Below are 25,158 nucleotides of genomic sequence, written 5' to 3'. Positions count from 1 at the left end.
CAGAATGTGCCTGTAGGCCGGATAAGGTCCGGCAAGGAAATATCAAAGAATAGAGCCGCCTTTGGTCAACTGTTCGCGACGGGCTTCCATATCTTCTTTATGCTGACGGCCATGATGTGCGATCGCTGTACGCAAACGCTGTTGCTGGGTGTAGCGATCTTCCCGGCTCAGCACGTCATCATCGCTGAGTTCAATCAGCAATTCATTCATATGCGTAATGACGCTCTCTTCAATGGCGGCATCAACCCGTGCGCTAACCTCATCCAGATGCGACATAACCTCTCCTTAACTCATTAATTTAACTTCGCTTTCGAAAAATCACTGCCCATCAGGCTCACGCTGTATCCGCTGACATTACTGCGTGTCGCGTAGAACGTTTTACCGTTCGCCAGCGCAATCCACGGTGCCTGCTGATAGAAAATCTCTTGTGACTGCTGGTAAAGCGCGGCGCGTTCTTCAGGTTTGCTCACCAGTTTCGCCTTTTCAACCAGCGAATTATACGCTTTATCGCACCAGCGCGCGGCATTAGATCCGGTTTTAATGCTGTCGCAGCCCAGCAGTACATCGGCGAAGTTATCCGGATCGCCGTTGTCCGACATCCAACCGAACAAAGCGGTGTCATGCTCACCTTTACGCATTCCAGAAAGATATTCGCCCCACTCGTAGGACACAATTTTCGCCTTCACGCCAACTTTTGCCCAGTCGCTCTGGATCATCTCGGCAATCCGTCGGGAGTTCGGGTTGTACGGACGCTGAACAGGCATTGACCACAGTGTCGCTTCAAAACCGTTTTCCAGCCCCGCCTGTTTCAGCAGTTCTTTCGCTTTTTGCGGGTCGTATGTGTAATCCTGCAGATCTTTATTGAACCCCAGCATATTCGGCGGAATCGGTGATTTTGCCACCGTACCAGAACCTAAAAAGACAGCGTTAATAATGGCCTTTTTATCCGTTGCGTAGTTCAGAGCCTGACGCACCAGCACGTTATCAAACGGTTTTTTCTCGGTGTTAAACGCCAGATATCCAACGTTCAACGCGTCAACCGAATGCAGCGTCAAATCTTTATTCTTTTTAATCTCGTCAAACTGTACGGGCGCTGGTGCCGGGATTATCTGGCATTCATTGGTTTGCAGTTTTGCGAGCCGCGTCTGAACGTTCGGCGTGATTGAGAAGATCAGGTGTTTTGTCGGGACCGCACCATCCCAGTAGTTCGGGTTGGCGAGATAACGGATTTGCGAATCCTGCTTGTACTGCTGCAACACGTAAGGCCCGGTGCCAATTGGCCAGTTATCAACGTTTTCCGGGGTGCCTTTTTTCAGCATCGCGTCGGCATATTCCGCTGAAAGAATGGAGGCGAAATCCATTCCCCAGTCGGCAAGAAACGCGGCGTTAGGTTCATTCAGAACAAACTGAACGTGATAATCATCGAGCTTCTTCACTTCTTTAATCAGTTTATCCAGACCGACATCGTTAAAGTATTCGTAGCTTCCCTGAGAAACCTTGTGGTACGGATGATCGGCATCTTTCTGCCTTAATACCGAGAAAATCACGTCATCAGCATTGAAGTCGCGCGTCGGTTTAAAGAATTTATTGCTGTTGAATTTTACACCCTGACGCAAGGTAAAGGTGTAGATCTTACCGTCCGGCGAAATCGTCCAGTCCGTCGCCAGAGACGGTACCGGCGTATTTTTTACCGGGTCGAAGTTGATGAGTCGGTTATACAGCACTTGTGAACTGGCCACAAACGACGGGCCTGAGCTGGCGATTTGCGGGTTAAATGACTCAGGCGACGCTTCAGAGCAGTAGATGATAGTGTCAGTATTGGCCGCCAATGCAGCGCCTGACGGTATGACGGCGCTGAGCGTCAGCGCGAGTAACGTTTTCCTTGCAATCATGGTTATATGCCTTCTTATTTTATTATTAACCGTGATATCAGAGCATAGCTGACAAAAACTGACCAATAACGAATCACTATCAGGTTATTCTAATCCGGTGTATTTCGCTGAATAATCCATCACCCTAAGCAGATTAATTTCCCTTAAGTCTTTTTCAAAACGTCAAGATTTTTCCCGGCACTCTATGCCATGAAAATTAGCCCCTTTTTGCCTCTCTTTCACCGTTTGCTCGTTTTTATAAAACGTAAAGTAGATACGTGAAGAAGTCTAAGGGGTAACAACGTGGCAAAAACTCTCTTGCGCAGCGGCAATTTGGATGACTATCAGGCCGTGGGTGGCGGTGGTCAGGCCGTGTTTGATTCAGCATTGCAAATTCGCGAAACGCTTCGTCTGCGTAAACAACAGGCAATGGTGGATTGTCTGGCGATCCCACAAATTAACGACAACGGCGATCGGGTGGACTGGTATTCCCCGATCGAAGGGAAAGTCGTTGCGTGGAAAGCCGCTGATGAGGAGGCTCGTTTTCGTGCGCTGCGCTATCTGGGGAGCACGCTGGAAAATGCGGCTGCTCTGAGCCGTAAAAGCCTGCAATCGGGGAAAACCTCACTACAGCTGTTTGGCTCACTGCTCGAAAAAGCCATCCAGTTTCCTGGTGAGAATCACGTTTTTTTGGTTGAAGGCAAACCCGTTATTACGTTCTGGGGCTTCGTCAATCTGAACGAAAATCCTCGCGACGAGGTGCTCGATTGCCTGCGACTTTCTGATACTCCTCCTGTCGTTACCGTAGCAGAGCCGGAGCCGGAAGAAGAAATCAGCCCGGAAATCACCTTCGCCGAGGCTGATACGCCTTTATTGACGCCGGTCGTCGAGCTGGCTAAACCGGCTGAACCTGAACCACAGCCGCCGGTTATAGTTAACGAACCTGAAGTCACACCGCCACTGGCACAAGAGAAACCCGCGCGCCGCCTGCCGCTGTGGAGCCTGCCGGTTGCCGCAGTAATCATTGCCGCCATTGTTGGGCCACTGTTGTGGAAACAACAGACAGTCCAGCCCACTCCCGCAGTCATCCTTGTTGACGTTGCGAAGGCAGATATGGCTCCGCTGCCAGAACTGACATCTGCACTGCCGCTGCATCGGGCTGAAGTGATCCCGGTCGCGAAGAAAGAGAAACCTGTGGAAGGACCAGTCGTGATCGCCGCGATTCCGAAAGATGCGCTGGTCATGGATGCCAACCAGATGAAGGCAGGAACAACGCGTTTTCTCAACGGCAACTGGCGTGTAATGGTCGATGTTAAAGATCCGGTCAGCGGCAAAGCGCCGTCACTACGCTATCAAATCCAGGCCAATAAAGGCACTGCTCGCGTGGTTCATGGTGACAATATCGTTTGTCGAGCCGAGATTTTCTCCGGTTTGCACCAGTCGGGTGAATTAATGATTAAGAGTCGCGGGAATGCCCGTTGCACGGACGGGTCACGTTATCCAATGCCTGAAATTACCTGCAAAGCGGGAACCAATGACGTCGCCGCGTGTACCGCACGTTATGACGATCACGCGGAAATCCCTCTGACGATCAAAAAGATAGGTGCCTGATTTTATGTTGGTGAATCTGTGTGATTACAAACAGAGCGTGACGCTCATCGCCAATAGCGGTGTGCAATTCCTGGATTTTGGCCTGACGCCGCAAGAATCTGCGCATCATGGTCGCTTTGTGCGCAAAACGGCAAACGGTCCCCTACTACGGCTGGATTTCGATCTGGCAACGGGTCGCTATACCTTGCCAGGCAGTTCCGGCGATCAGCCCGAAGTGGTGAAACCGGAAAGCACCCAGACGCTGCATTATTCGCTTGATGTCCTCGACGGCGTCTGGCTGCCACTGCCGTTTCTGCGCTTTAACCCACCGCGCACGTTTGTTGAAGGTCCGGATAACTGGGCACGCGTGCAGGTACGAAAACTGGCGCAGCCCGACAGCGCGGGCAACACCCACCGCGTTACCGTAGCTCTGGACAGCCAGCTCACTGAAAATGCCCCTGCAGCGTTAACGCCTAATGAAAACGACCTGCTCAACGGGACACGATTCGCGCTGGCCTGGCATGACAATGAAATTGCCGATTTCCTCGACCAGACATGGATTGACGGTTGGTTGCGCGAGTCTTTTATGCATCATGTCACACAGCATGAGAACCGCTCTGAACACGAGATCCAGCAGGCACTGCGTAATTTTGAATATCAGGCACACTGGCTGAATGTGCTGACCCTGTTAGGCGAACAACTTTCGGTGCCGGAAGTGAAGCTGGTTACGCACACCCTCAGTACACCCGCCATTCCCGTCGATCTCATTCTGGATATTGGTAATACACACACCTGCGGCGTGCTGATTGAAGATCATGGCGACGCCAATGACGGACTGCGTCAGACTGCTGAATTACAGGTGCGTTCGTTAAGCGAGCCGCAGTATCTCAACGACCCACTGTTCACCAGCCGACTGGAGTTTTCTGAAGCGCGTTTTGGCAAGCAGCACTTTTCTGTGGAGAGCGGTCGTGATGACGCCTTTATCTGGCCGTCAATTGTCCGCGTGGGTGACGAAGCCCGTAAGCTGGCGATGCAGCGTATGGGCACTGAAGGCAGCAGTGGGATCTCCAGCCCACGCCGTTATCTGTGGGACGAAACGCCGGTGCTACATGACTGGCGCTTTAGCCAGATGAATGGCAAAACCCAGCGCGAGCCGCTGGCTACCGCCTACCCGCTGATGAACCTGATGAACGATGACGGGCAACCGCTGTTTAGCCTGCCGCAGGACGATCGTCTGCCGGTATTCTCACCGCAATACAGTCGCAGCACGCTGATGACACATATGCTGTGCGAAATTCTGGCTCAGGCGCTGGGCCAAATTAACAGCGTGGCAACGCGATTGCGTCTTGGATTCCCGGCCTCTCCTCGTCAATTGCGGACGTTGATCCTGACCCTACCGTCGGCAATGCCCAAACAGGAGCGCGAAATTTTCCGCCTGCGCATGTTTGAGGCTATTGCGTTGGTGTGGAAAGCGATGGGCTGGCACCCGCAGGATGAAGATTTCACCACTCGTAAACAACAAGAAAAGAGCGTGGTTCCCGTACCTGAGATCCAGATGGAATGGGATGAGGCCAGCTGTGGGCAACTGGTGTGGCTGTATAACGAGGCTATCTCCCACTATGATGGCCACACTGAATCGTTCTTTAACGCCCTTGCCCGCCCGGACCGTCTGCCGGAACCCGGTGAGACTAAAGGTCGTGCGCTGCGCGTGGCGTCGATCGACATTGGCGGCGGGACAACGGATATGGCCGTGGTTCATTACCAGCTTGATGATGGCGTTGGGGCGAACGTCAAAATTACCCCGCATCTGTTGTTCCGTGAAGGTTTTAAGGTCGCGGGGGATGACATGCTGCTTGACGTAATTCAGCGTTGCGTATTGCCCGCGTTGCAAACCCGCTTACAACAGGCTGGCGTGACTGATGCCGCCGCATTGCTGGCGACGCTATTCGGCGATTCCGGGCGCATCGATACTCAGGCGATTTTGCGTCAACAAACGGCATTACAGCTCTTTATGCCGCTTGGTCATGCGGTGCTCTCTGCCTGGGAACAAAGTGATATTAACGATCCGGTAGCCGGGCTGCATGCCACCTTTGGCGAGCTGCTCAGCCAGCGACCCACACGTAACGTGATGAATTATATCCAACAGGCCATCGACCATGCGTTGCCAGCAGGATCGCCAGCGTTTGATGTTCTGAACGTTCCCTTACAGGTACAGTTCAGGCAGCTACAAGAAGCGTTACTGGCGGGACAATTTACTCTGACTGCGCCGCTGCACGCGGTCTGTGAGGCCATTTCGCACTATCGCTGCGATATTTTATTAGTGACCGGCAGACCCGCCTGTTTACCCGGCGTACAGGCGTTGATCCGCCATCTGCAGCCCGTTCCGGTTAATCGTATGATCTGGATGGATAACTACCGCGTACATGAGTGGTATCCGTTTAGCCAGCAAGGACGGATTGGTAACCCCAAATCCACCGCAGCAGTAGGTGCCATGTTGTGTAGCCTGGCGCTGGATTTACGTCTTCCACGCTTTAACTTTAAAGCTGCCGATATCGGCGCTTACTCAACCGTACGATATCTCGGCGTGCTGGATAATACGGTCAATACGCTGCGCGATGAGAATATCTGGTATCACGATATCGATCTGGATAAGCCCGGCGCTAAGCTGGATACCCGCCTGCACTTTCCTTTGCGCGGTAACGTGACGTTAGGTTTCCGTCAATTGGCAAACAGTCGCTGGCCTGCCACGCCGTTGTATACGCTCAGCATAAATTCTGCCGAACTGGCAAAAACCATCGCCGGAGATGGCGTGTTGAATGTCCGGTTGCAACTACGCGGTGGTAGCAAAGAAAGCGGACCGGAATTCTTCGTACTGAGCGACGCCTGGTTACAGGATGGCACTCCCGTTGCCGCCCATGCCTTAACGTTAAAACTGAATACGCTGGCAGACCGTCGCCATAGCGGTAGCCATTACTGGATTGATAGCGGGAGCGTGTACCTGAAATGAGTAAGATGTTAAATACCGCGCAGGCCGCCATCGAATGGGTATCTGATACCCGTCAGCGCTCGGCACGTCTTGATGATGAAGCAGATGCCCTGCTGGCCCAGCTCACGTTAGCCGCCGTGCAGGAATCTGCGTTAAAGACGGCTTTTTCATCGCGAGGGTGCATTGGGTTATATGGACATTCACAATCGGCGAAAGCGCATCTGCTCGCGGCATTGTGCAACAACGCCAATGGCAAAGTGAATATCGTCACTCCGGATCGCAGTTTTGATTACTTTTCGCATATTAATCCCGGTCATGCGCCAACCAATATGGCGATCCGTTTCACGCAGGAAGAAAATCCGCTTGATAGTGAATGGCCATTGCGTCTGCGGTTACTCAGTGAAGCCGAACTGGTACAACTGTTTATCGCCCAGTTCAGTGCGCTCCCGGACAATCGCCAGGTTGAGAAATCGATTATTGAGTCGCGCCTGGAAAAATGGCAAACGCTACGTCAACGTCATCCGGTACAGGGCATTACTGCACAAGATGTTGCGTCGATTGGCCGCTTCTGGCGCGCCTGCGTGCCAACCAATCAGCAGCAAATCGACGATACGCTATGGCATCAGTTTGCCACGCTGTTACCCGCACTGGACCTGACGACTCGGGCAAACGCCTGGGCGTTACTGTGGGGAGAGCAACCAGAACTGACGCAACAGTGGTTGGCGCTGGCGCATACGCTGCAGCAAACCGGGAACGCGTCAGAATTAGCAGCACCGCTGAGCCTGCTGGTCGATCATTTCGGTTTACCTGCGGAAAGTTTTCTTACCCAGATGGCGTTAACCGGGAATGAGGCGCAAAGCGATGTGGTGGTTCATCCCGTTGAAAATCATCAGTTGCTCAACGCGGTTAGTCTCCCTCAGGCATCACTGGCGCTGCTCACGCGCGAACTGGTCCTGACAGTTGAAAACGCTGAACTGGGGAATGTCGATCTGCTTGATATTCCCCTCGCCCCGGATGTTCATCTCCATCCACTGTGGCAGGCCAAATTAGGCTGGATGCTGGAACATTACCGCCAGCATCTGCAACCGGATGTGCTCTTAATCTGTAATGCGGTATCGACCCGTTCCCAGACGCCTGCTATCACCCGCAAGCTGCTGGGCTGGGTTAACGATACTCAGCCCGTACATGACGCCGCATTGCCGGGCGTGGTGTGGGCCATTACCCCGCAGGATGCGCGTTTTAGCACTCAGCAAAACCTGGATGAATCCGTACAGCAATTAATGGGTAAGCCCGGACTGCACTGGGGCACACTGCAGGCGCTGGATAAACACAGCTTACAGCGCCTTGTCGAGTGGCTGACTCAAGCCACCTCGCCACAGCAGCGCCAGGCCAGGTTGGATTCCCTGCGTGAGCAGCACCAACAGCACGTACGCCAAACTCTGATCGGCTGGATTCATCCCGTTGAAGCCGAATCCGGTAGCAATGAGTGGGTGATCCGCCAGTTACAGGCTCAGGCGGCAAAGCATGGCGAACTCCTCGATGGTTTGCTCCCGCCGATGCGCCTCTTTGAGTCGCTGCTGCGTATTCAGCAGCCACGCGAGGAACAGGTGAGCGGACTCTTTAATGAAGATATTGACCTGTTTGCCGAGGTGCGCGATACGCAACACTCGCCGGAAAACAAAGAGATCGGATATCAGGCGCACAAAATGTGGATAAACCACGTGCGCCAGTGGTGTCGCGATGAAAATAATGCGCGCCGGTTACGCCTCGACGCCCGTACGCTAAGGCAGGTTGCCGATATCCTCGTTACCGCCAGCTATCGCCTGGAGATGCCGCAACGCTTACAGCGCATTTTGCAGCGAGAAAATGTCTGCGCCGCGCAACTTCACGCCGATATTGGCGATTTTATTACCTGGCTTGGATTTGCTAACGTTGCCGAGGAACAGCGTCCGGCCAGCAGGATCCAAAAAGGATCGGCTATTTTTAGCGCGCCTAAGCAACAGCCAATGTTACGCCTGACGAAACTGGATGAACAACCTTCGCACGGCGCAAGTCGCTACGTTTACGACTGGCTGGTCGCTTTATATACCCGTGCGAATGAGAACGTGGGGTATCAGCATCCGCAGGACGTCAGTGACGCCGACAGAAAACGATTAGATGCCCTGCTTTCCGCCTGAAACGGCGTTTACGCCGTCATCAGAAGAGAGAAAACATTAACGCGACGGGAAAACTCATCGGCCAGGTCGCCCCGACTAATACTGCGCTGAGAAAACGAATCCGCTTTTTATCGCGGGAAAGAAACCAGGTGATGATTGCCGTGATAGCGGCCATCACCGCATAAAAAACCAACATTTTTTGGTACAGAGACATGTAAGGCATCCGGGCCGAAAGGTGAAATCGCGCGCAATATGCTCTTTTTCATGACCCACATCAAGTTTTATTAATTATTTTAAGAGAAACAGCGGTAAAACACACCGTTTTCATTGTGTTCGGAATTCGTACTATTGCGGATAGTTATAACCCGTACTATACCCATAAGGGTTTAAACGAAAGGTGGCACAAATGAATGTTTCCAGTAAAACGGTGGTGCTGATAAATATATTTGCTGCTGTAGGACTTTTCAGTCTGATTTCCGCAAGGTTTGGCTGGTTTGCTTGATGTGGTTCTTGTGTAATTAATCGCAGCGTCCGCTGGCAGAGAGGTTTTTCTCTCTGCCATTAGTACACCATCTTCCCACTCTCACACTTCCGGGTAAATTATCCTTAGTATGTAATCCCCCTAATCCTTCTATGGCATTAGGTATCTAAATAACGCCTCGGTGTTGTGCCGGTATGCTGATGGAAATTGAGATCCCTTGGCTGAACGGGATTGTTACTGGCATTTGCTTCACTATCGGGCAGCCTGCTGAACCGGCGATTATTGACGACAGGTCTGACGCCGGAACAACTGGGACTGGTTCTGAGCGTTTGTGCGCTACTCGCCTGACTTAGCAGCTTACGCCGCTAATAACCGGACGGTATACCTGAAAGCACAAAGCCCCGATATCCAACCGGGGCTTTGTTGTATCAATTAGCCTGACCTCGCGGATATTTCCAACTTACCGCCGTCCGATGGCGACGAGGCCAGTGGCACGAATAGTATAGACGCACGTTTGCCAATATTTAGCTATCCGTGCCCCATTTACCGCTCGCGCTTCAGAGACTACTCATGCTTGATCATGACATGGCGAACAATCGTGTAATCTTCCAGCCCGTAAACCGACATATCCTTGCCATAACCAGACTGTTTTTGCCCGCCGTGCGGCATCTCGCTGACCAGCGTGAAGTGTGTATTGACCCAGGTGCAACCATACTGCAGGCGAGCGCTAAATCGATGCGCGCGCCCCACATCCCGGGTCCAGACGGAGGATGCCAGCCCGTACTTCGAATCGTTAGCCCACGCCAATACCTGATCTTCATCATCAAAGACCGTTACGCTGACCACCGGACCGAAAACTTCCCTCTGCACAATGGCATCGTCTTGCTTTGCCCCAGCCAGCAGCGTCGGGGCGAAATAGTAGCCTGCCCCCTCCACTTTCTTACCACCGGTGATAACGTTGATGTGCCCCAACGCTTTAGCCTCATCAACCGCTTTGGTGATGCGATCAAGATGCGCCTGAGAGCTTACTGGCCCCAGCTCTGTCGACTCATCATTCGGTGAACCGGTTTTCAGGCTGGCAACCGCGGCGCCAAGTTTCTCAACCAGCGCATCATAAATCCCTTTCTGGGCATAGATTCGGCAAGCGGCAGTGCAGTCTTGTCCGGCGTTGTAATACCCAAAGGTTCGCACGCCGCTCACCACCGCATCCAGATTGGCATCATCAAAAATGATGACCGGGGCTTTACCACCCAGTTCCATATGCGTGCGCTTAATCGAAGGCGCAGTATGCTGGATAATGTGTTCGCCGGTTGCAATGGAGCCGGTCAATGAGACCATGCGGACTTTTTCATGGCCGGTCAGCGGGTCACCCACCGTTTTACCCCGGCCAAACAGCACGTTGATAACGCCAGCCGGATAAATATCTTTGGCAAATTCAGCCAGTTTTAGCGCCGTTAGCGGGGTGATTTCTGACGGTTTAATCACCACGCAGTTACCCGCCGCCAGCGCCGGAGCCAGCTTCCACGCCGCCATCATCAGCGGATAGTTCCACGGCGCAATAGAGGCCACCACGCCCAGTGGATCCCGACGAATCATCGACGTATGCCCTTCCAGATACTCTCCGGCCGCCTGTCCTTGCAGAGTTCGCGCTGCCCCGGCAAAGAAGCGGAAAACGTCGACGATTGCCGGAATTTCATCATTGAGGACGCAGTGCAGCGGCTTACCACAGTTGAGTGATTCCAGCTCGGCAAAGGTTTGCGCGTTATCGGCGATAACATCCGCCAGTTTCAGCAGCAATTCCGAGCGGACTTTCGGCGTGGTTTGCCCCCAACTGGCAAATGCGCTGTCTGCTGCACGTACTGCGGCATCAACCTGCGCAGCAGACGCCTCGGCAATCTCCAGAATAATTTCACCAGTGGCAGGGTTATAGACTGGCTGCTTTTCACCTTCACCGTTGACCAGCTCGCCATTAATCAGTAATTGATGTTGCATAGCAATTTCCCATATCGTCGTTTATTTACCGTTTCCGGCGAGAGTGTCGCCTTCACGCGTTAGCCACCAGGCCCCTAAAATTGGCAGTGTTGTCACCAGCATTACCAGCAATGCCACAACGTTGGTGACAGGCACATCTCGTGGTCGACCCAGTTGATTGAGTAGCCACAAAGGAAGTGTTCTTTCATGTCCGGCGGTGAACGTTGTCACGATGATTTCATCAAACGACAAGGCAAACGCCAGCATCCCTCCCGCCAGCAGTGCCGATGCCAGGTTCGGCAGCACGACATAACGAAAGGTTTGCCAGCCATTGGCGCCAAGATCCATAGACGCTTCAACCAGACTCCATGAGGTACGGCGAAAACGCGCCACGACGTTGTTAAACACCACCACCACGCAAAACGTCGCATGGCCCACCACGATCGTCAGAAACCCTGGTTCCAGGTTGATGGTTTTAAACGCAGTCAGCAGCGCCAGACCGGTAATAATTCCCGGCAGCGCGATCGGTAAAAGTAGCAACAGCGATATTGCGCTTTTACCAAAAAAGTCCCTGCGCCACAGGGCAGCCGCGGCCATCGTCCCCAGAACCAGGGCAATAGCTGTCGACAGCGCCGCGATTTTAAGTGACAACGTCACCGATTCCAGAATATCGCTACGCTGCGCCGCAACGCTAAACCATTTCAGCGTTAACCCCTGCGGTGGGAAACTAAAAGCGGCCTCCTCTGTATTAAAAGCATAGGTGGCGATGATGAGGATGGGAAAGTGCAGGAAAATAACCCCGCCCCATGCCGCCAGTTTGAGTAGCCAGGGTGCGCGTTCAGAGTGCATCGAAAGCTCCCAGACGCTTCACGAACGCCAGATACAGTGCGATTAAGACAATTGGCACCAGAGTAAATGCCGCCGCCATCGGCATATTGCCGATAGCCCCTTGTTGCGAATACACCATGTTGCCGATGAAATAGCCTGGTGGTCCCACCAACTGCGGTACGATAAAATCGCCCAACGTCAGTGAGAAGGTAAAAATCGAACCCGCCGCGATGCCGGGTATCGCCAGTGGGAGAACCACATAGCGGAAGGTTTGACGCGGACGCGCGCCCAAATCAGCGGAGGCCTGTAACAGTGACGGCGGAAGTCTCTCTAGTGCAGCCTGTACCGGCAGAATCATAAACGGCAGCCAGATGTAGACGAAGACCAGGAAACGACCCAATCCTGACGTCGACAACGTATTGCCGCCTACCGCAGGCAGCGTCAGGAACGAAAGCAGCAGCGGCTCCAGCCCAAGATGGGTTAAAAACCACTGCGCCACGCCGTCTTTAGCCAACAGCAACGTCCACGCGTAAGCTTTAACAATGTAGCTGGCCCACATCGGCAACATCACGGCAATGTAAAAAAAGGCTTTCATTTTGCCGCTGGTATATCGCGCCATATACCACGCCATCGGAAACGCCAGAATCGCGCTGGCAATGGTGACTGCCACCGCCATCGTCAGGGTACGCAAAATGATGTCGTAGTTAGCCGGATTAAACAGCGCCTGCAAATTCGCCAGCGTCAGGTCCGGCGTGACCGACATCGTGAAATCGTCAAAGGTATAAAAACCTTGCCACAACAGCGTCAGTAATGAGCCAAAGTAAACGATTCCAAACCACATCAGCGGCCCGAGGAGCAGCAAAAACAGCCCCAGCCCCGGATTACGCCAAAAGAAACCTGAGATCCGGTTCAGATTTGTCGGCTGTGGAGGCGAATGTAAGACGTTCATAGCCATTCACCTCTCCTCAACCAGCGGTACCATCACATCACGTGACCATGAGGCTATCACCTGCTGACCCGGTGACAGCGTTGGCGGCAGCACTTCTCCCGTCAGGTTAGCCTGGCTAACCAGCAATTTTTCACCACCGGCGAGTTTCAGCTCAAACCGCGTCGCCGCTCCCTGGTATTGCACAGCCTGAATGATCCCCGGAGCCTGGACTTCGCCACTGACGTCATTCAAGCGAATGTGTTCCGGACGCAAGGAAAACATACCCTGCAGCCCGCAAACGTTGGCCGACATCGCCTCATCGAAGACATTTGACGTCCCAACGAAACTTGCCACAAACGGTGTCCGCGGGCGCATGTACAGTTCACGCGGAGAATCCACCTGTTCAATACGACCGTTATTAAACACCGCCACACGATCGGACATCGACAGGGCTTCCCCCTGATCGTGGGTGACAAAAATGAACGTAATACCCAGGGATTGCTGTAACTTCTTCAGCTCCAGTTGCATCTGTTCACGCAATTTAAGATCCAATGCCCCAAGCGGCTCATCCAACAGCAGGACGCGTGGTTCATTGACCAACGCCCGGGCAATAGCCACGCGCTGCCGCTGCCCACCGGAAAGCTGTGACGGTTTGCGTTCATGAACAAAACCGAGCGCGACCTTATCCAGTGCCTCGCGTGCTTTTGCGTGACGTGTCTTTTTATCAATGCCTTTGACCATCAACCCGTAAGCGACGTTATCGAGAATCGACATATGCGGGAATAGCGCGTAATCCTGAAAAACCGTATTGACGTCCCGTTCCCAGGGCGGCAATTCGCTGGCCTGCTTACCAAAAATAGTAATTGCGCCGCCTGACAGTTGCTCAAAACCGGCAATCAGGCGCAGACAAGTGGTCTTGCCGGAGCCGGATGGCCCCAGCATAGAGAAAAATTCACCGTCGTTAATCGCAATACTCACCCCATCAACAGCACGAACATCCCCGTACAAACGCGAGACGTCATGAAACTCCACTGCGTACGTCATAAAACCCCCAGCGGAATTAACGACCACCCATAATGGCGATGTAATCCTGCGTCCAGCGACTGTAAGGAACGAATTTGCCGCCTTCTGCGATCGGCGTTTTCCAGAAGGCAATTTTGTCGAAATAGCTATAACCGTTGGTTTCACAGCCTTTTTCACCCAGTAACGGGCTGGCTTTACAGCCTTCCGTCACCACTGGCAGAGAACCAAACCATGCCGCTACGTCGCCCTGTACTTTCGGGGTTAATGACCAGTTCATCCATTTATAAGCGCATACCGGGTGTTTTGCCTGACTGTGCAGCATGGTGGTATCAGCCCAGCCAGTAACCCCTTCTTTTGGGAAAACTGTGGCAATCGGCTGACCTTCCCCTTTCAGGGCGTTAGCCTGATAAGGCCAGGCGCTTGAGGCCACCACACCTTCATTTTTGAAGTCGCTCATTTGCACGGTGGTATCGTGCCAATAGCGATGAATTAACGCGTGCTGATCGCTCAGGACTTTGATAACCGCCTGATACTGCTGTTCGGTGAGCTGATAGGGATCGGTAATACCCAGTTGCGGCTGAGTGGCCTTAACGAATAACGCGGCGTCGGCAATATAGATCGGGCCATCGTAAGCCTGAACGCGACCTTTATTGCTTTTACCGTCAGGAAGATTTTGTTCAACGAATACCACGTTCCAGCTGTCCGGCGGCGTTGGGAAGGTTTTGGTGTTATACATCAGCAGGTTTGGTCCCCACTGGTATGGCGTACCGTAAACTTTACCCCCAACGTTAAACCACTCTCCTTTTACCACTCGCGGATCAAGGGTTTTCCAGTTAGGGATCAGCGCGGTATTAATTGGCTGAACGCGTTTACCCATAATCAGTCGCAATGAAGCATCACCGGAAGCGGTAACCAGGTCGTAGCCGCCTTTCGCCATCAGGCTGACCATCTCATCAGAGGTGGCCGCCGTTTTAACATTGACCGCGCAGCCGGTATCTTTCTCAAACTGCGAGACCCAATCATATTGTTTATCAGTTTGTCCACGCTCGATGTAACCCGGCCAGGCAATAATATCCAGACGACCTTCCGGTTTACTTAATGATGTCGGGGGTTCGGCTGCCTGCGCCGTCATCAGCGTCATGCTGAAGGCACACAGGCTACTGAGGGCAAGTTGCTTGCTCATAACGTCTTACTCCTGTCGAAAAAATATTGAGCGGCAGCCTTGCCGTAAATATATGTCCTTTCCTAAAAATAGTCGGGGTGTGGTAAGCGTTCCTGCTGGCGCAAGGAAATTTAATCAGGTTGTGAGCTAACGCTCATTACGCGACTGACTCCGACCATGAGGCTTAATCTTCTGGAGTATAGACAAGGAGTTAGGTGCAAAGGTGGCAATAGTAAGAACTATTGATTTTTTGTATGGTAGCACTCGATATAAATAACATCAGTGCTATGTATTCTCTATTTCGAAAATAAGAACGCGCTATTCTTTTATATTGAATAGCGCGTTACGTTTTATTTCATCATCTCGCGAATTAATTTTCCCAACTGTTTCACCGCCTGTTCCTCACGTTCTCCCCAGTGCCATGCGGTATTAAAACGAAAGAAACGCGTCCAACTCCCCGAGGTTGAGAACATTTTTCCCGGCGCAATGCTGATATGGTGCGCCAGTGCCTGGGTAGTGAGTTCGCCTGCATCAAGCGGTTCTGGTAATTCCAGCCATAAAAAATAGCCGCTGTCGTTGTGGTGAATTTTGACTTCCGCCGGAAGATGACGCAGCAACGTTTGCCAGGCCTGCTGTTTGCGCTCTGCCAGTTGGCGGCGTAAGCGACGCAGATGTGCGTCATAGCGCCGGGTTGACAAGTAATCCACCAGTGCAAGCTGCATCGGGGAACTGGTGGATAAGGTGCTCATTAGCTGAAGTCGCTGAATACGCCGGGCATGCTTCCCGGCCGCCACCCAGCCCACACGGAACCCGGGCACGAGGCACTTCGAGAAAGACGAACAATGTAAAACGCGGTCAGCACGATCCCAGGCCTTGGCGGGCTGCGGTTTTTCACGACCAAAGTACAGTTCGCTGTAGACATCATCCTCTATCAGCATCACGTGGTATTTTTCCAGCAATGCCACCAGGTGCGCTTTTTTCTCTGGTTTGAGCGTAAAACCCAGCGGATTTTGACTGTTAGTCATCAGCCAGCAGGCTTTGACCGGATACTCCTGCAACGCCTGCTCCAGCGCAGCCAGATCGATCCCCTCTTTGACATCGGTGGCAATCGCAAGCGCCTTCAGGCGTAATCGCTCCAGAGCCTGCAACGCGCCGTAAAAACAAGGGTTTTCGACAATCACCCAATCCCCCGGTTCGGTCACCGCCTGCAGGCTCAGGTTGAGGGCTTCCAGCGCGCCGGTGGTGATCACAATCTCATCAGGTGAAATAGTCATTCCCTGTTGAGCATAGCGACGGGCAATGGCATGGCGCAATTCTGCATTTCCCGGCGGCAGGTTTTCGATCACGCTCATAGCAGTGGCGGTTTTACTCACCTGCGCCAGCGAGCGGTTCAACTGCTGAAGTGGAAACAGTCGCGGGTCGGGGAATGCAGAGGCAAATGGCATTACTGACGCATCACGACTGGCTTGCAACATATCAAAAATATAAGTGTTGATATCCACTGCTTCATCGCGCATGACCTGTGCCTGCGGTGCTGCCAGCTCACGTTGTGGGCGCGCGGCGACATAGTAACCCGACTGCGGTCGGGCAATAATCCGCCCCTGACTTTCCAACAGTTGGTAGGCGTGTCCGACGGTCATAAAACTCATGCCGCTGCTGACCACCTGTTCACGCAGTGACGGCAGGCGATCGCCTGGCTGCCATACGCCAGACGCGATTTGATCGCGAATTTGCTCAGCCAGTCGCTGATACTTTTTCATTTTTGATCCTGATTACCGGTGTCGGTGACAATCACTGTGTATATCAGTTTACATAATCAGGGTGTTTTTTATAACTGTTATAGTTAACAGTTTTACAACATCGTTAACGCCAGTTCTTTGCCTAAGACGCGAGCAGCAATCTGTACGGCATCAATTTTGGTCGTGTGCTTTAAATCAAATAAACGGGTGATCTCCTGCTTAGGTCTGCCGATCCTGTTCGCCAGCTCCTGCTGGGTGATTTTTGATTCAAGGAAGGCATTCAGCAGAAGAACCTTAGACGCAACGCTCAGCGGTATTTCTACGTAGGTATCTTCAGCGCCAACCGCCGAAGGGAGTGGAATCGCCTCGTTGTCGTCGAAATAGAATTCAAAAGCGGTAATCAATGCAGTCTGCGCGGCCTGGAAAGCGTCATGGCGAGTATTTTCCTGAGTTAATGCTTCCGGAATATCCGGAAAAGAAACCACAAACCCACCTTCCACTGCCGGTGTTAGACTCGCTTCCAGATTTCATATCAGCGTGTACAACCTATAACAGCACTGCAACTGTTATGGTTAAAAAGAACTGTTCTGTTTCTGCCCCGCATTCCTTCCTAAGCTTAGAATTGCGCCAAATCAATTTTTCCTGCGGAGTTAAGCATGTTCGGTCTTGACGCGTTTCACCTGGCGAGGATCCAGTTCGCGTTTACGGTATCCTTTCACATCATCTTTCCGGCCATTACCATCGGCCTCGCCAGTTATCTGGCGGTGCTTGAGGGGTTATGGCTAAAAACAAAAAATCCCACCTGGCGTTCGCTATACCATTTCTGGTCGAAAATATTCGCCGTAAACTTTGGTATGGGCGTCGTTTCCGGGCTGGTGATGGCTTATCAGTTCGGCACGAACTGGAGCGGTTTTTCCGAGTTTGCCGGAAGCATCACCGGACCGCTGCTGACCTATGAGGTGTTAACCGCCTTTTTCCTCGAAGCGGGCTTCCTTGGGGTAATGCTGTTTGGCTGGAACCGGGTTGGTCCTGGACTTCACTTCTTCGCCACTTGTATGGTTGCGCTGGGTACGATTATTTCTACTTTCTGGATCCTCGCCTCCAACAGTTGGATGCAAACACCGCAAGGCTATGAAATCGTTAACGGGCAAGTGGTTCCCGTCGACTGGTTCGCCGTTATTTTCAATCCTTCATTCCCTTATCGTTTGTTGCATATGTCCGTTGCCGCTTTCCTCAGCAGCGCGTTGTTTGTCGCGGCTTCAGCCGCATGGCATTTACTGCGTGGGAATAGCACTCCCGCTATTCGCGCCATGTTTTCGATGGCGCTGTGGATGACGCTAATCGTCGCCCCACTGCAGGCCTTGATTGGCGATATGCACGGATTGAATACGCTGAAACACCAACCGGCAAAAATTGCCGCTATTGAGGGACACTGGGAAAATCCGCCAGGCGAACCAACCCCGCTGCTGCTCTTCGGCTGGCCGGATATGGAGCAAGAGCGCACTCGCTATGGGCTGGAAATTCCTGCGCTGGGCAGTCTGATCCTGACCCATAGTCTGGATAAACAAGTCCCGGCCCTGAAAGAGTTTCCTAAAGAAGACCGGCCCAACTCCACCATGGTGTTCTGGTCGTTTCGCATTATGGCGGGGCTAGGCATGCTGATGATCCTGTTGGGTGCGTTTGCCTTGTGGCTGCGTTATAAGCAGCGTTTATACACCTCGCGCGCTTTCTTGCGCTTTGCATTGTTGATGGGCCCTTCCGGTCTGATTGCCATTCTGGCTGGCTGGGTGACCACTGAAGTGGGCCGTCAACCGTGGGTGGTTTACGGTCTGCAACGTACAGCGGATGCGGTTTCCGCTCATGGCGATTTACATATGAGTATCAGCCTGCTGTCCTTCTTTGTGGTGTATAGCTCGGTATTTGGCGTGGGTTACAGCTACATGATCCGCTTGATCCGTAAAGGGCCGCAGGAAGATGACCCGACCATTCCGCCAACCGGCACACCTGCCCGGCCGCTTTCTGCCGCAGTTCTCGATTCTCAACCGGAGGCACATCGCTAATGGGTATCGATTTATCAGTTATCTGGTTTGTGATTATCGTGTTCGCCACGCTGATGTATATCGTGATGGACGGTTTTGACCTCGGGATCGGTATTTTATTTCCCGCTATTCAGGACGCTGATGATCGCGACGTGATGGTTAACAGCGTCGCTCCGGTATGGGACGGGAATGAAACCTGGCTTGTTCTGGGGGGGGCCGGGTTATTTGGTGCGTTCCCGCTGGCCTATGCAGTGATTGTCGATGCGCTGACGATCCCGTTGACCCTGATGCTAATCGGCCTGATATTTCGCGGCGTCGCGTTCGAGTTTCGCTTCAAGGCTACACCGGCGCATCGACCATTCTGGGATAAAGCCTTTCTCGGCGGTTCAATTCTGGCGACATTCACCCAGGGCGTGGTGGTGGGTGCTGTACTCAACGGATTTTCCGTTACCGGTCGCAGCTACAGCGGCGGTCCTTTCGACTGGATGACCCCGTTTACGCTGTTCTGCGGCATTGGTCTCGTGGTGGCCTACGCCCTGCTGGGAGCAACATGGCTGGTGATGAAAAGCGAAAACCCGTTACAGGATAAAATGCGCGGCGTGGCAAAAAAACTACTGCTGGCGATGTTGGTTGTCATTGCCATTATCAGCCTGTGGACGCCGTTGGCGCACAATGCTATTGCCGTGCGTTGGTTTAGCCTGCCCAACCTGTGGTTCCTGCTGCCGGTTCCGCTGCTGGTTGCGTTAATTAGCCTCTGGTTGTGGCGCGCGCTGGGCCAGCGAAACAGCCATACTCTGCCTTTTGTCTTGACGCTGGGGCTGATTTTCCTCGGGTTTAGCGGACTGGGGATCAGCATTTGGCCACACATCATTCCACCGTCCATTACGCTCTGGCAGGCGGCGGCTCCGGCGCAAAGTCAGGGCTTTATGCTGGTTGGCGCACTGCTGATTATCCCAATAATCCTGGTGTATACCTTCTGGAGCTACTACGTTTTCCGCGGCAAAGTTCAACATGGTGAGGGGTATCATTAATGCAACAATCTATCTGGAAACGTCTGATGTGGCTGGTCATTCTCTGGGGCGGCAGTGTGCTGGCCCTGGCGGCCGTCGGTTCATTCTTTCGCTTACTGATGACCGCTGCTGGGTTTAAGTCCTGATTTTCCCCCCGGTAACAACCGAGTCGCCCTGTGCTTCCCGGTTGTTACAAATCCTAATGCTGGCTAAACAAAAATGTAAAAAACATCGAATTGGCAAAACAGAGATTGCCATTATCCCGATTAAAATATTGAATAGTCACAAGGTGAAATTATCGCCAATTCCGCAGCTAACGTACCAGAGGGTGCATGATGTTTAAGAAAGGGTTAACGGTGTTATTGCTGGCCAGCGCGCTTTTTTCTGGTCAGCTTTTCGCGACTAATCAGGGACATGAATATCTTCAGGTACAGGATGCCGATCACGTATTACGACACACGGCCGACAGCGATGAGCTGCGAGTGACGGCGGAAGAATCCGCCGCCACTCTTCGCGAGCACCATCACTGGCAAAAATCACGAAAACCCGATATCCATATGAGTTAACCGTCAGCCTTTACGCTTCGGCAGTGTCTTCATCAGGTCTTCGGGGCTGACGGAAGCCACTATACTGCCAGGCAATGGCATCTTCAGAATGTGATGTTTCATCTTGCCGATCACGTGCATTTCGCACGGTCGGCAATCAAATTTCAGCGTCAGGACTTCATCGCCGTTAACCAGTTGCATCGGCGTGGCTTTCCAGCTCTTGATGTTCCCTTTCGCCTGTTTCGGACACAGGTTAAAGGCGAAACGCAGACAATGTTTGGTAATCATCACCGGTACATCGCCCTTTTCTTCATGCGCTTCATAGGCGGCATCAATCAACTGCACACCATAGCGGTGATAAAACTCACGCGCTTTATGGTTGTAGACGTTAGACAGGAAACTCAGATGCGTTTGCGGATAAACCGGCGCCGGTTGTACGACCGGTTTACGACTGCCCCGCTGATAATTTTGCAAACGCGCGGTATCCAGCATGTCGACAGCTTCACGTCGCAACTGATTCAGTTGACCGTTTGGTACGAACAATGCCCCCGGCAAGTTGATCTGAATATCGCGGGCGTAATACATCGTTTGTCCGAGCTTTGCCAGGCCATCCTGCAGATTGTTCAACGCTTTTTCCGCATTGTTCGCTTCCTCAAACTGACCATCCAGCGTATGGGTGATACTCACGCCCTCCTCGCTGGTGAGCGTCAGGATTAACTGTTCCTGCCAGCCGCCCAGTTCAATATCGACCGCAACGCGGCGTTCGCTGGAGGTTTTGGTCAGCGCCTGTTGCCAGTTATGATCGAGGTTGCGATTCAGCGGATGGTTAGCACGAACTTTGTGCAGATCGACGGGCATTTCATTCGGCCACACCCGATAACGATTGTGCCCGGTTTTTTCAACGGTGTTAGCGCGAAATCCGACGACCTCACGCTTGATTAACACGTTCAGACCATCCCCGTTCGCCAGCGGTTCTGTCACCTCAACATCGAGATGATCTTTTGCCACCTTCAGGACTTCACCAATCGGCAGGCCAATAAACTTTGGAGAGTCGAATGCGCCGATATCGGCCTTACGGGCATTTACAAAGTAATCAGTACTGCCGCGATGGAAGGTTTTCTCCGTAGACGGGGTGAAGAAATGTTCTGTGCGTCCAGCTGAAGAACGGGCCAAATCTCCCCGCTCTTCGATGATAGCGTCCAGCATCTGACGATAATGCGCGGTAATATTCTTCACATAGCTCATGTCTTTGTAGCGCCCTTCAATTTTGAAGGAACGCACACCTGCGTCAATCAATGCGCCGAGGTTGGCGGTCTGATCGTTGTCTTTCATCGACAGCAGGTGTTTTTCATAGGACACCACGCGCCCCTGATCGTCTTTCAGGGTATACGGCAGGCGGCAGGCCTGAGAACAGTCGCCACGGTTAGCACTGCGTCCGGTTTGAGCATGAGAAATATAACACTGGCCTGAATAGGCAACGCACAGCGCACCGTGGATGAAAAATTCAATGGTTGCGTCAGTAGCCTGATGGATGGCGTTAATTTGCTCAAGGCTCAGTTCGCGCGCCAGGACAATCTGGGTGAATCCGACATCAGCAAGAAACTTCGCCTTCTCAACACTGCGAATATCACATTGGGTGCTGGCATGCAGCTCAATGGGGGGAATATCCAGTTCCAGAATCCCCATATCCTGCACAATCAGGGCATCAACACCGGTCTGATACAGATCGGTAATTAACCGTTGTGCGGGTTCCAGTTCATCATCGTGCAAAATGGTATTTAGCGTCACAAAGATTTTCGCCCCGTAGCGATGGGCGAAAGGCACTAGTTCGGCAATATCTTTCAGACTGTTACTGGCGTTATGACGCGCGCCAAAACCCGGGCCGCCAATGTAAACGGCGTCTGCGCCGTGCAAAATGGCTTCACGGGCAATGGCGGTATCCCGGGCCGGGCTTAACAATTCAAGGTGATGAGGCTGCTGGCGCATACAGTTGTTATCATCCACAAGCGGTAAAAATGGCGGTTATTGTAGTCACAAGCGGGGCGTTTCGGAATAGTTTTCCCGATTAACCACGTCGGTAATGGATCAGCGAATGAAAGTGCACCGTTTGTTCGCTGCTGTTACGGTAGCTATGTGCCCTGTCTCCGGCAAAACGAACTCCCTCGCCGGATGTAATGGTACGCCACTGCCCCTCAATACACATATCCAGCAGTCCGTTAATCACCACAACATGCTCGATAACCCCGGATTCATGCGGAGTTGATTCGCTGAGTGCACCGGGTGCCAGCAGGATTGAAAAATGATCGAAGCACAGTTGCGGATCCCACGGGAACAGCGATGTGACGACCATCGCCTGCTGCTGAGGATCAAATGCCGGCGTATTGTCTGACTCTGGCGGTGAAATAAACGTCGAAAACGGCACGTTCAGTCCAGTGGCAATTTTCCACAATGTCGCCACCGTTGGGCTGGACTCGTTGCGCTCAATTTGCCCCAACATGGCTTTTGATACACCGGTTTCCTCCGCCAGACGTGAAAGGCTCCATTCTCGCTGGTGACGTAACGTCCGGAGCGTAGTAGCCAGATACTGGGTTAAGTTGTCCATTTTTCTCCTTCATCGGTCTCCTTTCACGGACCTACAGTTTAGCACTTGTACGCTATAACGCACAGTGTTACAGTGCCTGACCGTTATAACGCACAAGGAGTGAATATGCGCGCATTTTCTATCCCTCTGCCTACCGTTCTGTCCGGTTTTGTGGCTGTCCTGGTCGGCTATGCCAGCTCCGCAGCCATCATCTGGCAAGCCGCTCTGGCCGCAGGGGCGACGACTGAACAAATCGCGGGCTGGATGACCTCGCTGGGGATAGCAATGGGTGTCAGTACGCTGGTGCTGACATTATGGTATCGCGCCCCTGTTCTCACCGCATGGTCAACGCCCGGTGCCGCGCTGCTGGTTACGGGCCTGCAAGGCATCACGATTCAGGATGCTATCGGCGTTTTTATTGTGGCTAATGCGCTGATTGTGCTGTGCGGCGTAACCGGGCTGTTTGCCCGTTTGATGAAAATCATTCCGCATTCACTGGCATCTGCCATGCTGGCCGGGATCCTGCTGCGTTTTGGTTTGCAGGCATTTAATAGCCTGAATAACGAACTTATCTTATGCGGGAGCATGCTGCTGGCATGGCTGGTGTGTAAAGTCATCGCCCCACGGTATGCGACGCTCGCCGCGATGCTGGTAGGTATCGCCATTGCGCTGATTAAAGGTGACGTTGTCACTAGCGGTGTTAATCTGTCGCCGGTATTTCCTGAATTTATTGCCCCACACTTTTCATTTGCCCACAGTATCAGCATTGCGCTGCCGCTGTTTCTGGTCACCATGGCCTCGCAAAATGCTCCAGGCATTGCCACCATGAAAGCATCAGGCTATGCGTTACCCGTATCACCACTGATTGTTTTCACTGGCCTGATGGCGCTGCTGTTTTCGCCTTTTGGCGTTTACTCTATTTGTATTGCCGCCATAACCGCAGCAATTTGCCAAAGTCCCGAAGCACATCCTGATGCCAAACGACGCTGGCTCGCCGCCGCTGCGGCAGGCGTTTTCTATCTACTGGCCGGGGTTTTTGGTGGTTCGGTCACAGGACTGATGGCGGCCCTGCCCGTAAGTTGGATCCAGATGCTAGCTGGCCTCGCCTTGCTCGGTACGATTAGCGGAAGTTTGTATCAGGCACTGCATAATGAGGCCGAGCGCGATGCGGCTATCGTTACTTTTCTGGTCACGGCCAGCGGTCTGACGTTGTGGGGTGTTGGGTCTGCATTCTGGGGGCTGGTCGTCGGCGGTTTCTGCTACGCAGCCTTGACGTTATTTCGCCGCACGTAACTGCGTTGGCGTTTTACCCGTTACCTGTTTAAACCGGTTACTAAAATGACTCGCCGAACTAAACCCGCAGGTCATCGCAATATCCGACAAACTGCGTGAAGAATAACAAACCAGATTCTGCGCCAGCGCCATCCGACGTTGCATCACATACTGGTGCGGCGCCATATTCATCGACTGGCGAAACATTCTGGCAAAGTGGAAATCACTAAGCGCCGCCTCGCTTGCCAGATCGCTCAGGGTTATCGGGTGCGCCAGATGCGCTTCAATATAGGCCAGCACATTACGCAAAGTGGCAGGTGCAAGACCTCCAGTGACTGTGGGCAACCGCCATTGTACATTGCTGTAATGCTGGATCAGATGCGTTAGCAGCAGTGAAGATGCGGCGCTGAGCGTAAGATGATTGGCCGGTTGCTGCCAGTCGTTACCGAGCAAAAACTGACGATAAACCGCTGTGATCCCCGGATCGCTGCCAAATGTATGCTCGTCCAGCGTGAAGCTATAGGGGCTTTTGTCCCAGACTTTTTCACCCACTTCGCGCAGATGGGTATCCGTACAATAGAGGTGAACGAAGGAAAGATCGTCGCGAATATCCCAACTGGATTCGCTCTCTTTTGGCATCAGGCAAAAACGATCCGGCCCGCCGCCATTCTTCCAGCCTTCCGCCGTCTTGTGATAACTCTCGTAGCCATCCGCGATGTATAAACTGAGCGTGTGGTGATCGCAATACTGGGTAATGGTATCGCGCTTGTTTGACCAGGCGGCCAGTTGGATCCCCGAATGTAACGCAACTGATTCATGCAGCACGGCATTATGTTTGCGTAATTTTTCAAAGGCATCGTAGGGCTGAGACATACCATCACGTTCAAAAATAGATTAGCAGGCTTTCAGTCTATATCAGCTACATGTTGTAAACAGCCAACTTTTCGTTTCTTACGCTAAAAAAGCGCAAGATTTT

General features: G+C 52.7%; 23 protein-coding genes. 10 read left to right on the top strand and 13 right to left on the bottom strand.

What is annotated here, in order from left to right; genetic code table 11:
- Positions 1-42 precede the first annotated feature (42 nt).
- Both NMD08_RS12625 and NMD08_RS12620 read right to left on the bottom strand, forming a co-directional pair.
- Complete coding sequence (locus tag NMD08_RS12625; protein ID WP_151219272.1) at positions 43-276, bottom strand: YdcY family protein; 234 nt, start codon at positions 274-276, stop codon at positions 43-45.
- Positions 277-293: 17 nt separating this feature from the next.
- Positions 294-1,892, bottom strand: coding sequence for an ABC transporter substrate-binding protein (locus tag NMD08_RS12620; RefSeq protein ID WP_187259633.1), 1,599 nt, complete (start codon positions 1,890-1,892; stop codon positions 294-296).
- A 282-nt stretch (positions 1,893-2,174) separates the two neighbouring features.
- Between NMD08_RS12620 and NMD08_RS12615 the strand changes: the two genes are divergently transcribed.
- Genes NMD08_RS12615 through NMD08_RS12605 form a run of 3 tightly spaced genes read left to right on the top strand, consistent with a single transcriptional unit; the run spans position 2,175 to position 8,624 of the window.
- Positions 2,175-3,482 (top strand): SrfA family protein, encoded by a 1,308-nt coding sequence (locus tag NMD08_RS12615; RefSeq protein WP_370620187.1) that lies wholly within the window; start codon positions 2,175-2,177, stop codon positions 3,480-3,482.
- A 4-nt stretch (positions 3,483-3,486) separates the two neighbouring features.
- Positions 3,487-6,468: a virulence factor SrfB gene (locus NMD08_RS12610; RefSeq protein ID WP_252838799.1), complete on the top strand. Its 2,982-nt coding sequence runs from the start codon at positions 3,487-3,489 to the stop codon at positions 6,466-6,468.
- The gene (locus NMD08_RS12605; RefSeq protein ID WP_151225473.1) at positions 6,465-8,624 is read left to right on the top strand and encodes a virulence factor SrfC family protein; all 2,160 of its coding nucleotides are present in this window, start codon (positions 6,465-6,467) and stop codon (positions 8,622-8,624) included. The genes NMD08_RS12610 and NMD08_RS12605 overlap by 4 nt, the downstream gene beginning before the upstream one ends.
- 19 nt (positions 8,625-8,643) lie before the next feature.
- Here NMD08_RS12605 and NMD08_RS12600 read toward each other — a convergent pair whose 3' ends face one another.
- Positions 8,644-8,817, bottom strand: a complete 174-nt coding sequence (locus NMD08_RS12600) for a GhoT/OrtT family toxin (RefSeq protein ID WP_016153148.1) — start codon at positions 8,815-8,817, stop codon at positions 8,644-8,646.
- Positions 8,818-9,009: 192 nt separating this feature from the next.
- Between NMD08_RS12600 and yncL the strand changes: the two genes are divergently transcribed.
- Positions 9,010-9,105 carry a stress response membrane protein YncL gene (yncL, locus tag NMD08_RS12595; protein ID WP_071524268.1) on the top strand — a complete coding sequence of 32 codons (96 nt, stop codon included), beginning with the start codon at positions 9,010-9,012 and terminating at the stop codon, positions 9,103-9,105.
- 179 nt (positions 9,106-9,284) lie between these two features.
- Positions 9,285-9,437: a hypothetical protein gene (locus NMD08_RS12590; protein WP_279574371.1), complete on the top strand. Its 153-nt coding sequence runs from the start codon at positions 9,285-9,287 to the stop codon at positions 9,435-9,437.
- A gap of 211 nt (positions 9,438-9,648) precedes the next feature.
- On the opposite strand, the gene patD is transcribed toward NMD08_RS12590, so the two are convergent.
- The 7 genes from patD to NMD08_RS12555 all read right to left on the bottom strand — a co-directional run bounded on the left by patD (position 9,649) and on the right by NMD08_RS12555 (position 17,259).
- Positions 9,649-11,076, bottom strand: coding sequence for an aminobutyraldehyde dehydrogenase (gene patD, locus NMD08_RS12585; RefSeq protein WP_370620186.1), 1,428 nt, complete (start codon positions 11,074-11,076; stop codon positions 9,649-9,651).
- Positions 11,077-11,097: 21 nt separating this feature from the next.
- On the bottom strand, positions 11,098-11,904 hold the full coding sequence (locus NMD08_RS12580) for an ABC transporter permease (protein ID WP_151225474.1): 807 nt from the start codon (positions 11,902-11,904) through the stop codon (positions 11,098-11,100).
- Positions 11,894-12,838 (bottom strand): ABC transporter permease, encoded by a 945-nt coding sequence (locus NMD08_RS12575; RefSeq protein WP_151225475.1) that lies wholly within the window; start codon positions 12,836-12,838, stop codon positions 11,894-11,896. Before NMD08_RS12575 ends, NMD08_RS12580 begins: the two co-directional genes overlap by 11 nt.
- Positions 12,839-13,855, bottom strand: a complete 1,017-nt coding sequence (locus tag NMD08_RS12570) for an ABC transporter ATP-binding protein (protein ID WP_151219279.1) — start codon at positions 13,853-13,855, stop codon at positions 12,839-12,841. It lies immediately after the preceding gene.
- Between the two features lie 16 nt (positions 13,856-13,871).
- Positions 13,872-15,017 carry a putative ABC transporter substrate-binding protein YdcS gene (ydcS, locus tag NMD08_RS12565; RefSeq protein WP_252838802.1) on the bottom strand — a complete coding sequence of 382 codons (1,146 nt, stop codon included), beginning with the start codon at positions 15,015-15,017 and terminating at the stop codon, positions 13,872-13,874.
- 329 nt (positions 15,018-15,346) lie between these two features.
- Positions 15,347-16,756, bottom strand: a complete 1,410-nt coding sequence (locus NMD08_RS12560) for a PLP-dependent aminotransferase family protein (protein WP_151225477.1) — start codon at positions 16,754-16,756, stop codon at positions 15,347-15,349.
- A 92-nt stretch (positions 16,757-16,848) separates the two neighbouring features.
- Positions 16,849-17,259, bottom strand: coding sequence for a type II toxin-antitoxin system HicB family antitoxin (locus tag NMD08_RS12555; protein WP_210905255.1), 411 nt, complete (start codon positions 17,257-17,259; stop codon positions 16,849-16,851).
- A 132-nt stretch (positions 17,260-17,391) separates the two neighbouring features.
- Here NMD08_RS12555 and NMD08_RS12550 point away from each other — a divergent pair, with 132 nt between their 5' ends.
- The 4 genes from NMD08_RS12550 (at position 17,392) to NMD08_RS12535 (ending at position 20,350) form a co-directional block, all read left to right on the top strand.
- On the top strand, positions 17,392-18,795 hold the full coding sequence (locus NMD08_RS12550) for a cytochrome ubiquinol oxidase subunit I (RefSeq protein WP_210905118.1): 1,404 nt from the start codon (positions 17,392-17,394) through the stop codon (positions 18,793-18,795).
- Positions 18,795-19,805 carry a cytochrome d ubiquinol oxidase subunit II gene (cydB, locus tag NMD08_RS12545; RefSeq protein ID WP_210905119.1) on the top strand — a complete coding sequence of 337 codons (1,011 nt, stop codon included), beginning with the start codon at positions 18,795-18,797 and terminating at the stop codon, positions 19,803-19,805. Before NMD08_RS12550 ends, cydB begins: the two co-directional genes overlap by 1 nt.
- Positions 19,805-19,930, top strand: a complete 126-nt coding sequence (locus NMD08_RS12540) for a DUF2474 domain-containing protein (protein WP_005126742.1) — start codon at positions 19,805-19,807, stop codon at positions 19,928-19,930. The genes cydB and NMD08_RS12540 overlap by 1 nt, the downstream gene beginning before the upstream one ends.
- Positions 19,931-20,119: 189 nt before the next feature.
- Positions 20,120-20,350, top strand: a complete 231-nt coding sequence (locus NMD08_RS12535) for a DUF2554 family protein (RefSeq protein WP_151219503.1) — start codon at positions 20,120-20,122, stop codon at positions 20,348-20,350.
- A 3-nt stretch (positions 20,351-20,353) separates the two neighbouring features.
- On the opposite strand, the gene NMD08_RS12530 is transcribed toward NMD08_RS12535, so the two are convergent.
- Together NMD08_RS12530 and NMD08_RS12525 are read right to left on the bottom strand one after the other, a co-directional pair.
- Positions 20,354-22,315 (bottom strand): U32 family peptidase, encoded by a 1,962-nt coding sequence (locus NMD08_RS12530; RefSeq protein WP_370620185.1) that lies wholly within the window; start codon positions 22,313-22,315, stop codon positions 20,354-20,356.
- Between the two features lie 79 nt (positions 22,316-22,394).
- Positions 22,395-22,931, bottom strand: a complete 537-nt coding sequence (locus tag NMD08_RS12525; RefSeq protein ID WP_151219286.1) for a helix-turn-helix domain-containing protein — start codon at positions 22,929-22,931, stop codon at positions 22,395-22,397.
- A 105-nt stretch (positions 22,932-23,036) separates the two neighbouring features.
- On the opposite strand from NMD08_RS12525, the gene NMD08_RS12520 reads away from it, so the two are divergent.
- On the top strand, positions 23,037-24,203 hold the full coding sequence (locus NMD08_RS12520) for a benzoate/H(+) symporter BenE family transporter (protein ID WP_210905120.1): 1,167 nt from the start codon (positions 23,037-23,039) through the stop codon (positions 24,201-24,203).
- On the opposite strand, the gene NMD08_RS12515 is transcribed toward NMD08_RS12520, so the two are convergent.
- On the bottom strand, positions 24,186-25,055 hold the full coding sequence (locus NMD08_RS12515) for an AraC family transcriptional regulator (protein ID WP_210905121.1): 870 nt from the start codon (positions 25,053-25,055) through the stop codon (positions 24,186-24,188). The genes NMD08_RS12520 and NMD08_RS12515 overlap by 18 nt on opposite strands.
- Between the last annotated feature and the right edge of the window lie 103 nt (positions 25,056-25,158).

The organism is Citrobacter meridianamericanus (assembly GCF_041320245.1).
GTDB classification, from domain to species: domain Bacteria; phylum Pseudomonadota; class Gammaproteobacteria; order Enterobacterales; family Enterobacteriaceae; genus Citrobacter; species Citrobacter meridianamericanus.
This window is presented reverse-complemented; position numbering and strand designations above follow the sequence as displayed.

Excerpts from the sequence above, each read along its gene's own strand:
- NMD08_RS12625 (WP_151219272.1), bottom strand. The coding sequence starts at position 276 with ATGTCGCATCTGGATGAGGTTAGCGCACGGGTTGATGCCGCCATTGAA.
- NMD08_RS12620 (WP_187259633.1), bottom strand. The coding sequence starts at position 1,892 with ATGATTGCAAGGAAAACGTTACTCGCGCTGACGCTCAGCGCCGTCATA.
- NMD08_RS12610 (WP_252838799.1), top strand. The coding sequence starts at position 3,487 with ATGTTGGTGAATCTGTGTGATTACAAACAGAGCGTGACGCTCATCGCC.
- NMD08_RS12605 (WP_151225473.1), top strand. The coding sequence starts at position 6,465 with ATGAGTAAGATGTTAAATACCGCGCAGGCCGCCATCGAATGGGTATCT.
- NMD08_RS12600 (WP_016153148.1), bottom strand. The coding sequence starts at position 8,817 with ATGTCTCTGTACCAAAAAATGTTGGTTTTTTATGCGGTGATGGCCGCT.
- yncL (WP_071524268.1), top strand. The coding sequence starts at position 9,010 with ATGAATGTTTCCAGTAAAACGGTGGTGCTGATAAATATATTTGCTGCT.
- NMD08_RS12590 (WP_279574371.1), top strand. The coding sequence starts at position 9,285 with ATGGAAATTGAGATCCCTTGGCTGAACGGGATTGTTACTGGCATTTGC.
- patD (WP_370620186.1), bottom strand. The coding sequence starts at position 11,076 with ATGCAACATCAATTACTGATTAATGGCGAGCTGGTCAACGGTGAAGGT.
- NMD08_RS12580 (WP_151225474.1), bottom strand. The coding sequence starts at position 11,904 with ATGCACTCTGAACGCGCACCCTGGCTACTCAAACTGGCGGCATGGGGC.
- NMD08_RS12575 (WP_151225475.1), bottom strand. The coding sequence starts at position 12,838 with ATGGCTATGAACGTCTTACATTCGCCTCCACAGCCGACAAATCTGAAC.
- NMD08_RS12570 (WP_151219279.1), bottom strand. The coding sequence starts at position 13,855 with ATGACGTACGCAGTGGAGTTTCATGACGTCTCGCGTTTGTACGGGGAT.
- ydcS (WP_252838802.1), bottom strand. The coding sequence starts at position 15,017 with ATGAGCAAGCAACTTGCCCTCAGTAGCCTGTGTGCCTTCAGCATGACG.
- NMD08_RS12560 (WP_151225477.1), bottom strand. The coding sequence starts at position 16,756 with ATGAAAAAGTATCAGCGACTGGCTGAGCAAATTCGCGATCAAATCGCG.
- NMD08_RS12550 (WP_210905118.1), top strand. The coding sequence starts at position 17,392 with ATGTTCGGTCTTGACGCGTTTCACCTGGCGAGGATCCAGTTCGCGTTT.
- cydB (WP_210905119.1), top strand. The coding sequence starts at position 18,795 with ATGGGTATCGATTTATCAGTTATCTGGTTTGTGATTATCGTGTTCGCC.
- NMD08_RS12540 (WP_005126742.1), top strand. The coding sequence starts at position 19,805 with ATGCAACAATCTATCTGGAAACGTCTGATGTGGCTGGTCATTCTCTGG.
- NMD08_RS12535 (WP_151219503.1), top strand. The coding sequence starts at position 20,120 with ATGTTTAAGAAAGGGTTAACGGTGTTATTGCTGGCCAGCGCGCTTTTT.
- NMD08_RS12530 (WP_370620185.1), bottom strand. The coding sequence starts at position 22,315 with ATGCGCCAGCAGCCTCATCACCTTGAATTGTTAAGCCCGGCCCGGGAT.
- NMD08_RS12525 (WP_151219286.1), bottom strand. The coding sequence starts at position 22,931 with ATGGACAACTTAACCCAGTATCTGGCTACTACGCTCCGGACGTTACGT.
- NMD08_RS12520 (WP_210905120.1), top strand. The coding sequence starts at position 23,037 with ATGCGCGCATTTTCTATCCCTCTGCCTACCGTTCTGTCCGGTTTTGTG.
- NMD08_RS12515 (WP_210905121.1), bottom strand. The coding sequence starts at position 25,055 with ATGTCTCAGCCCTACGATGCCTTTGAAAAATTACGCAAACATAATGCC.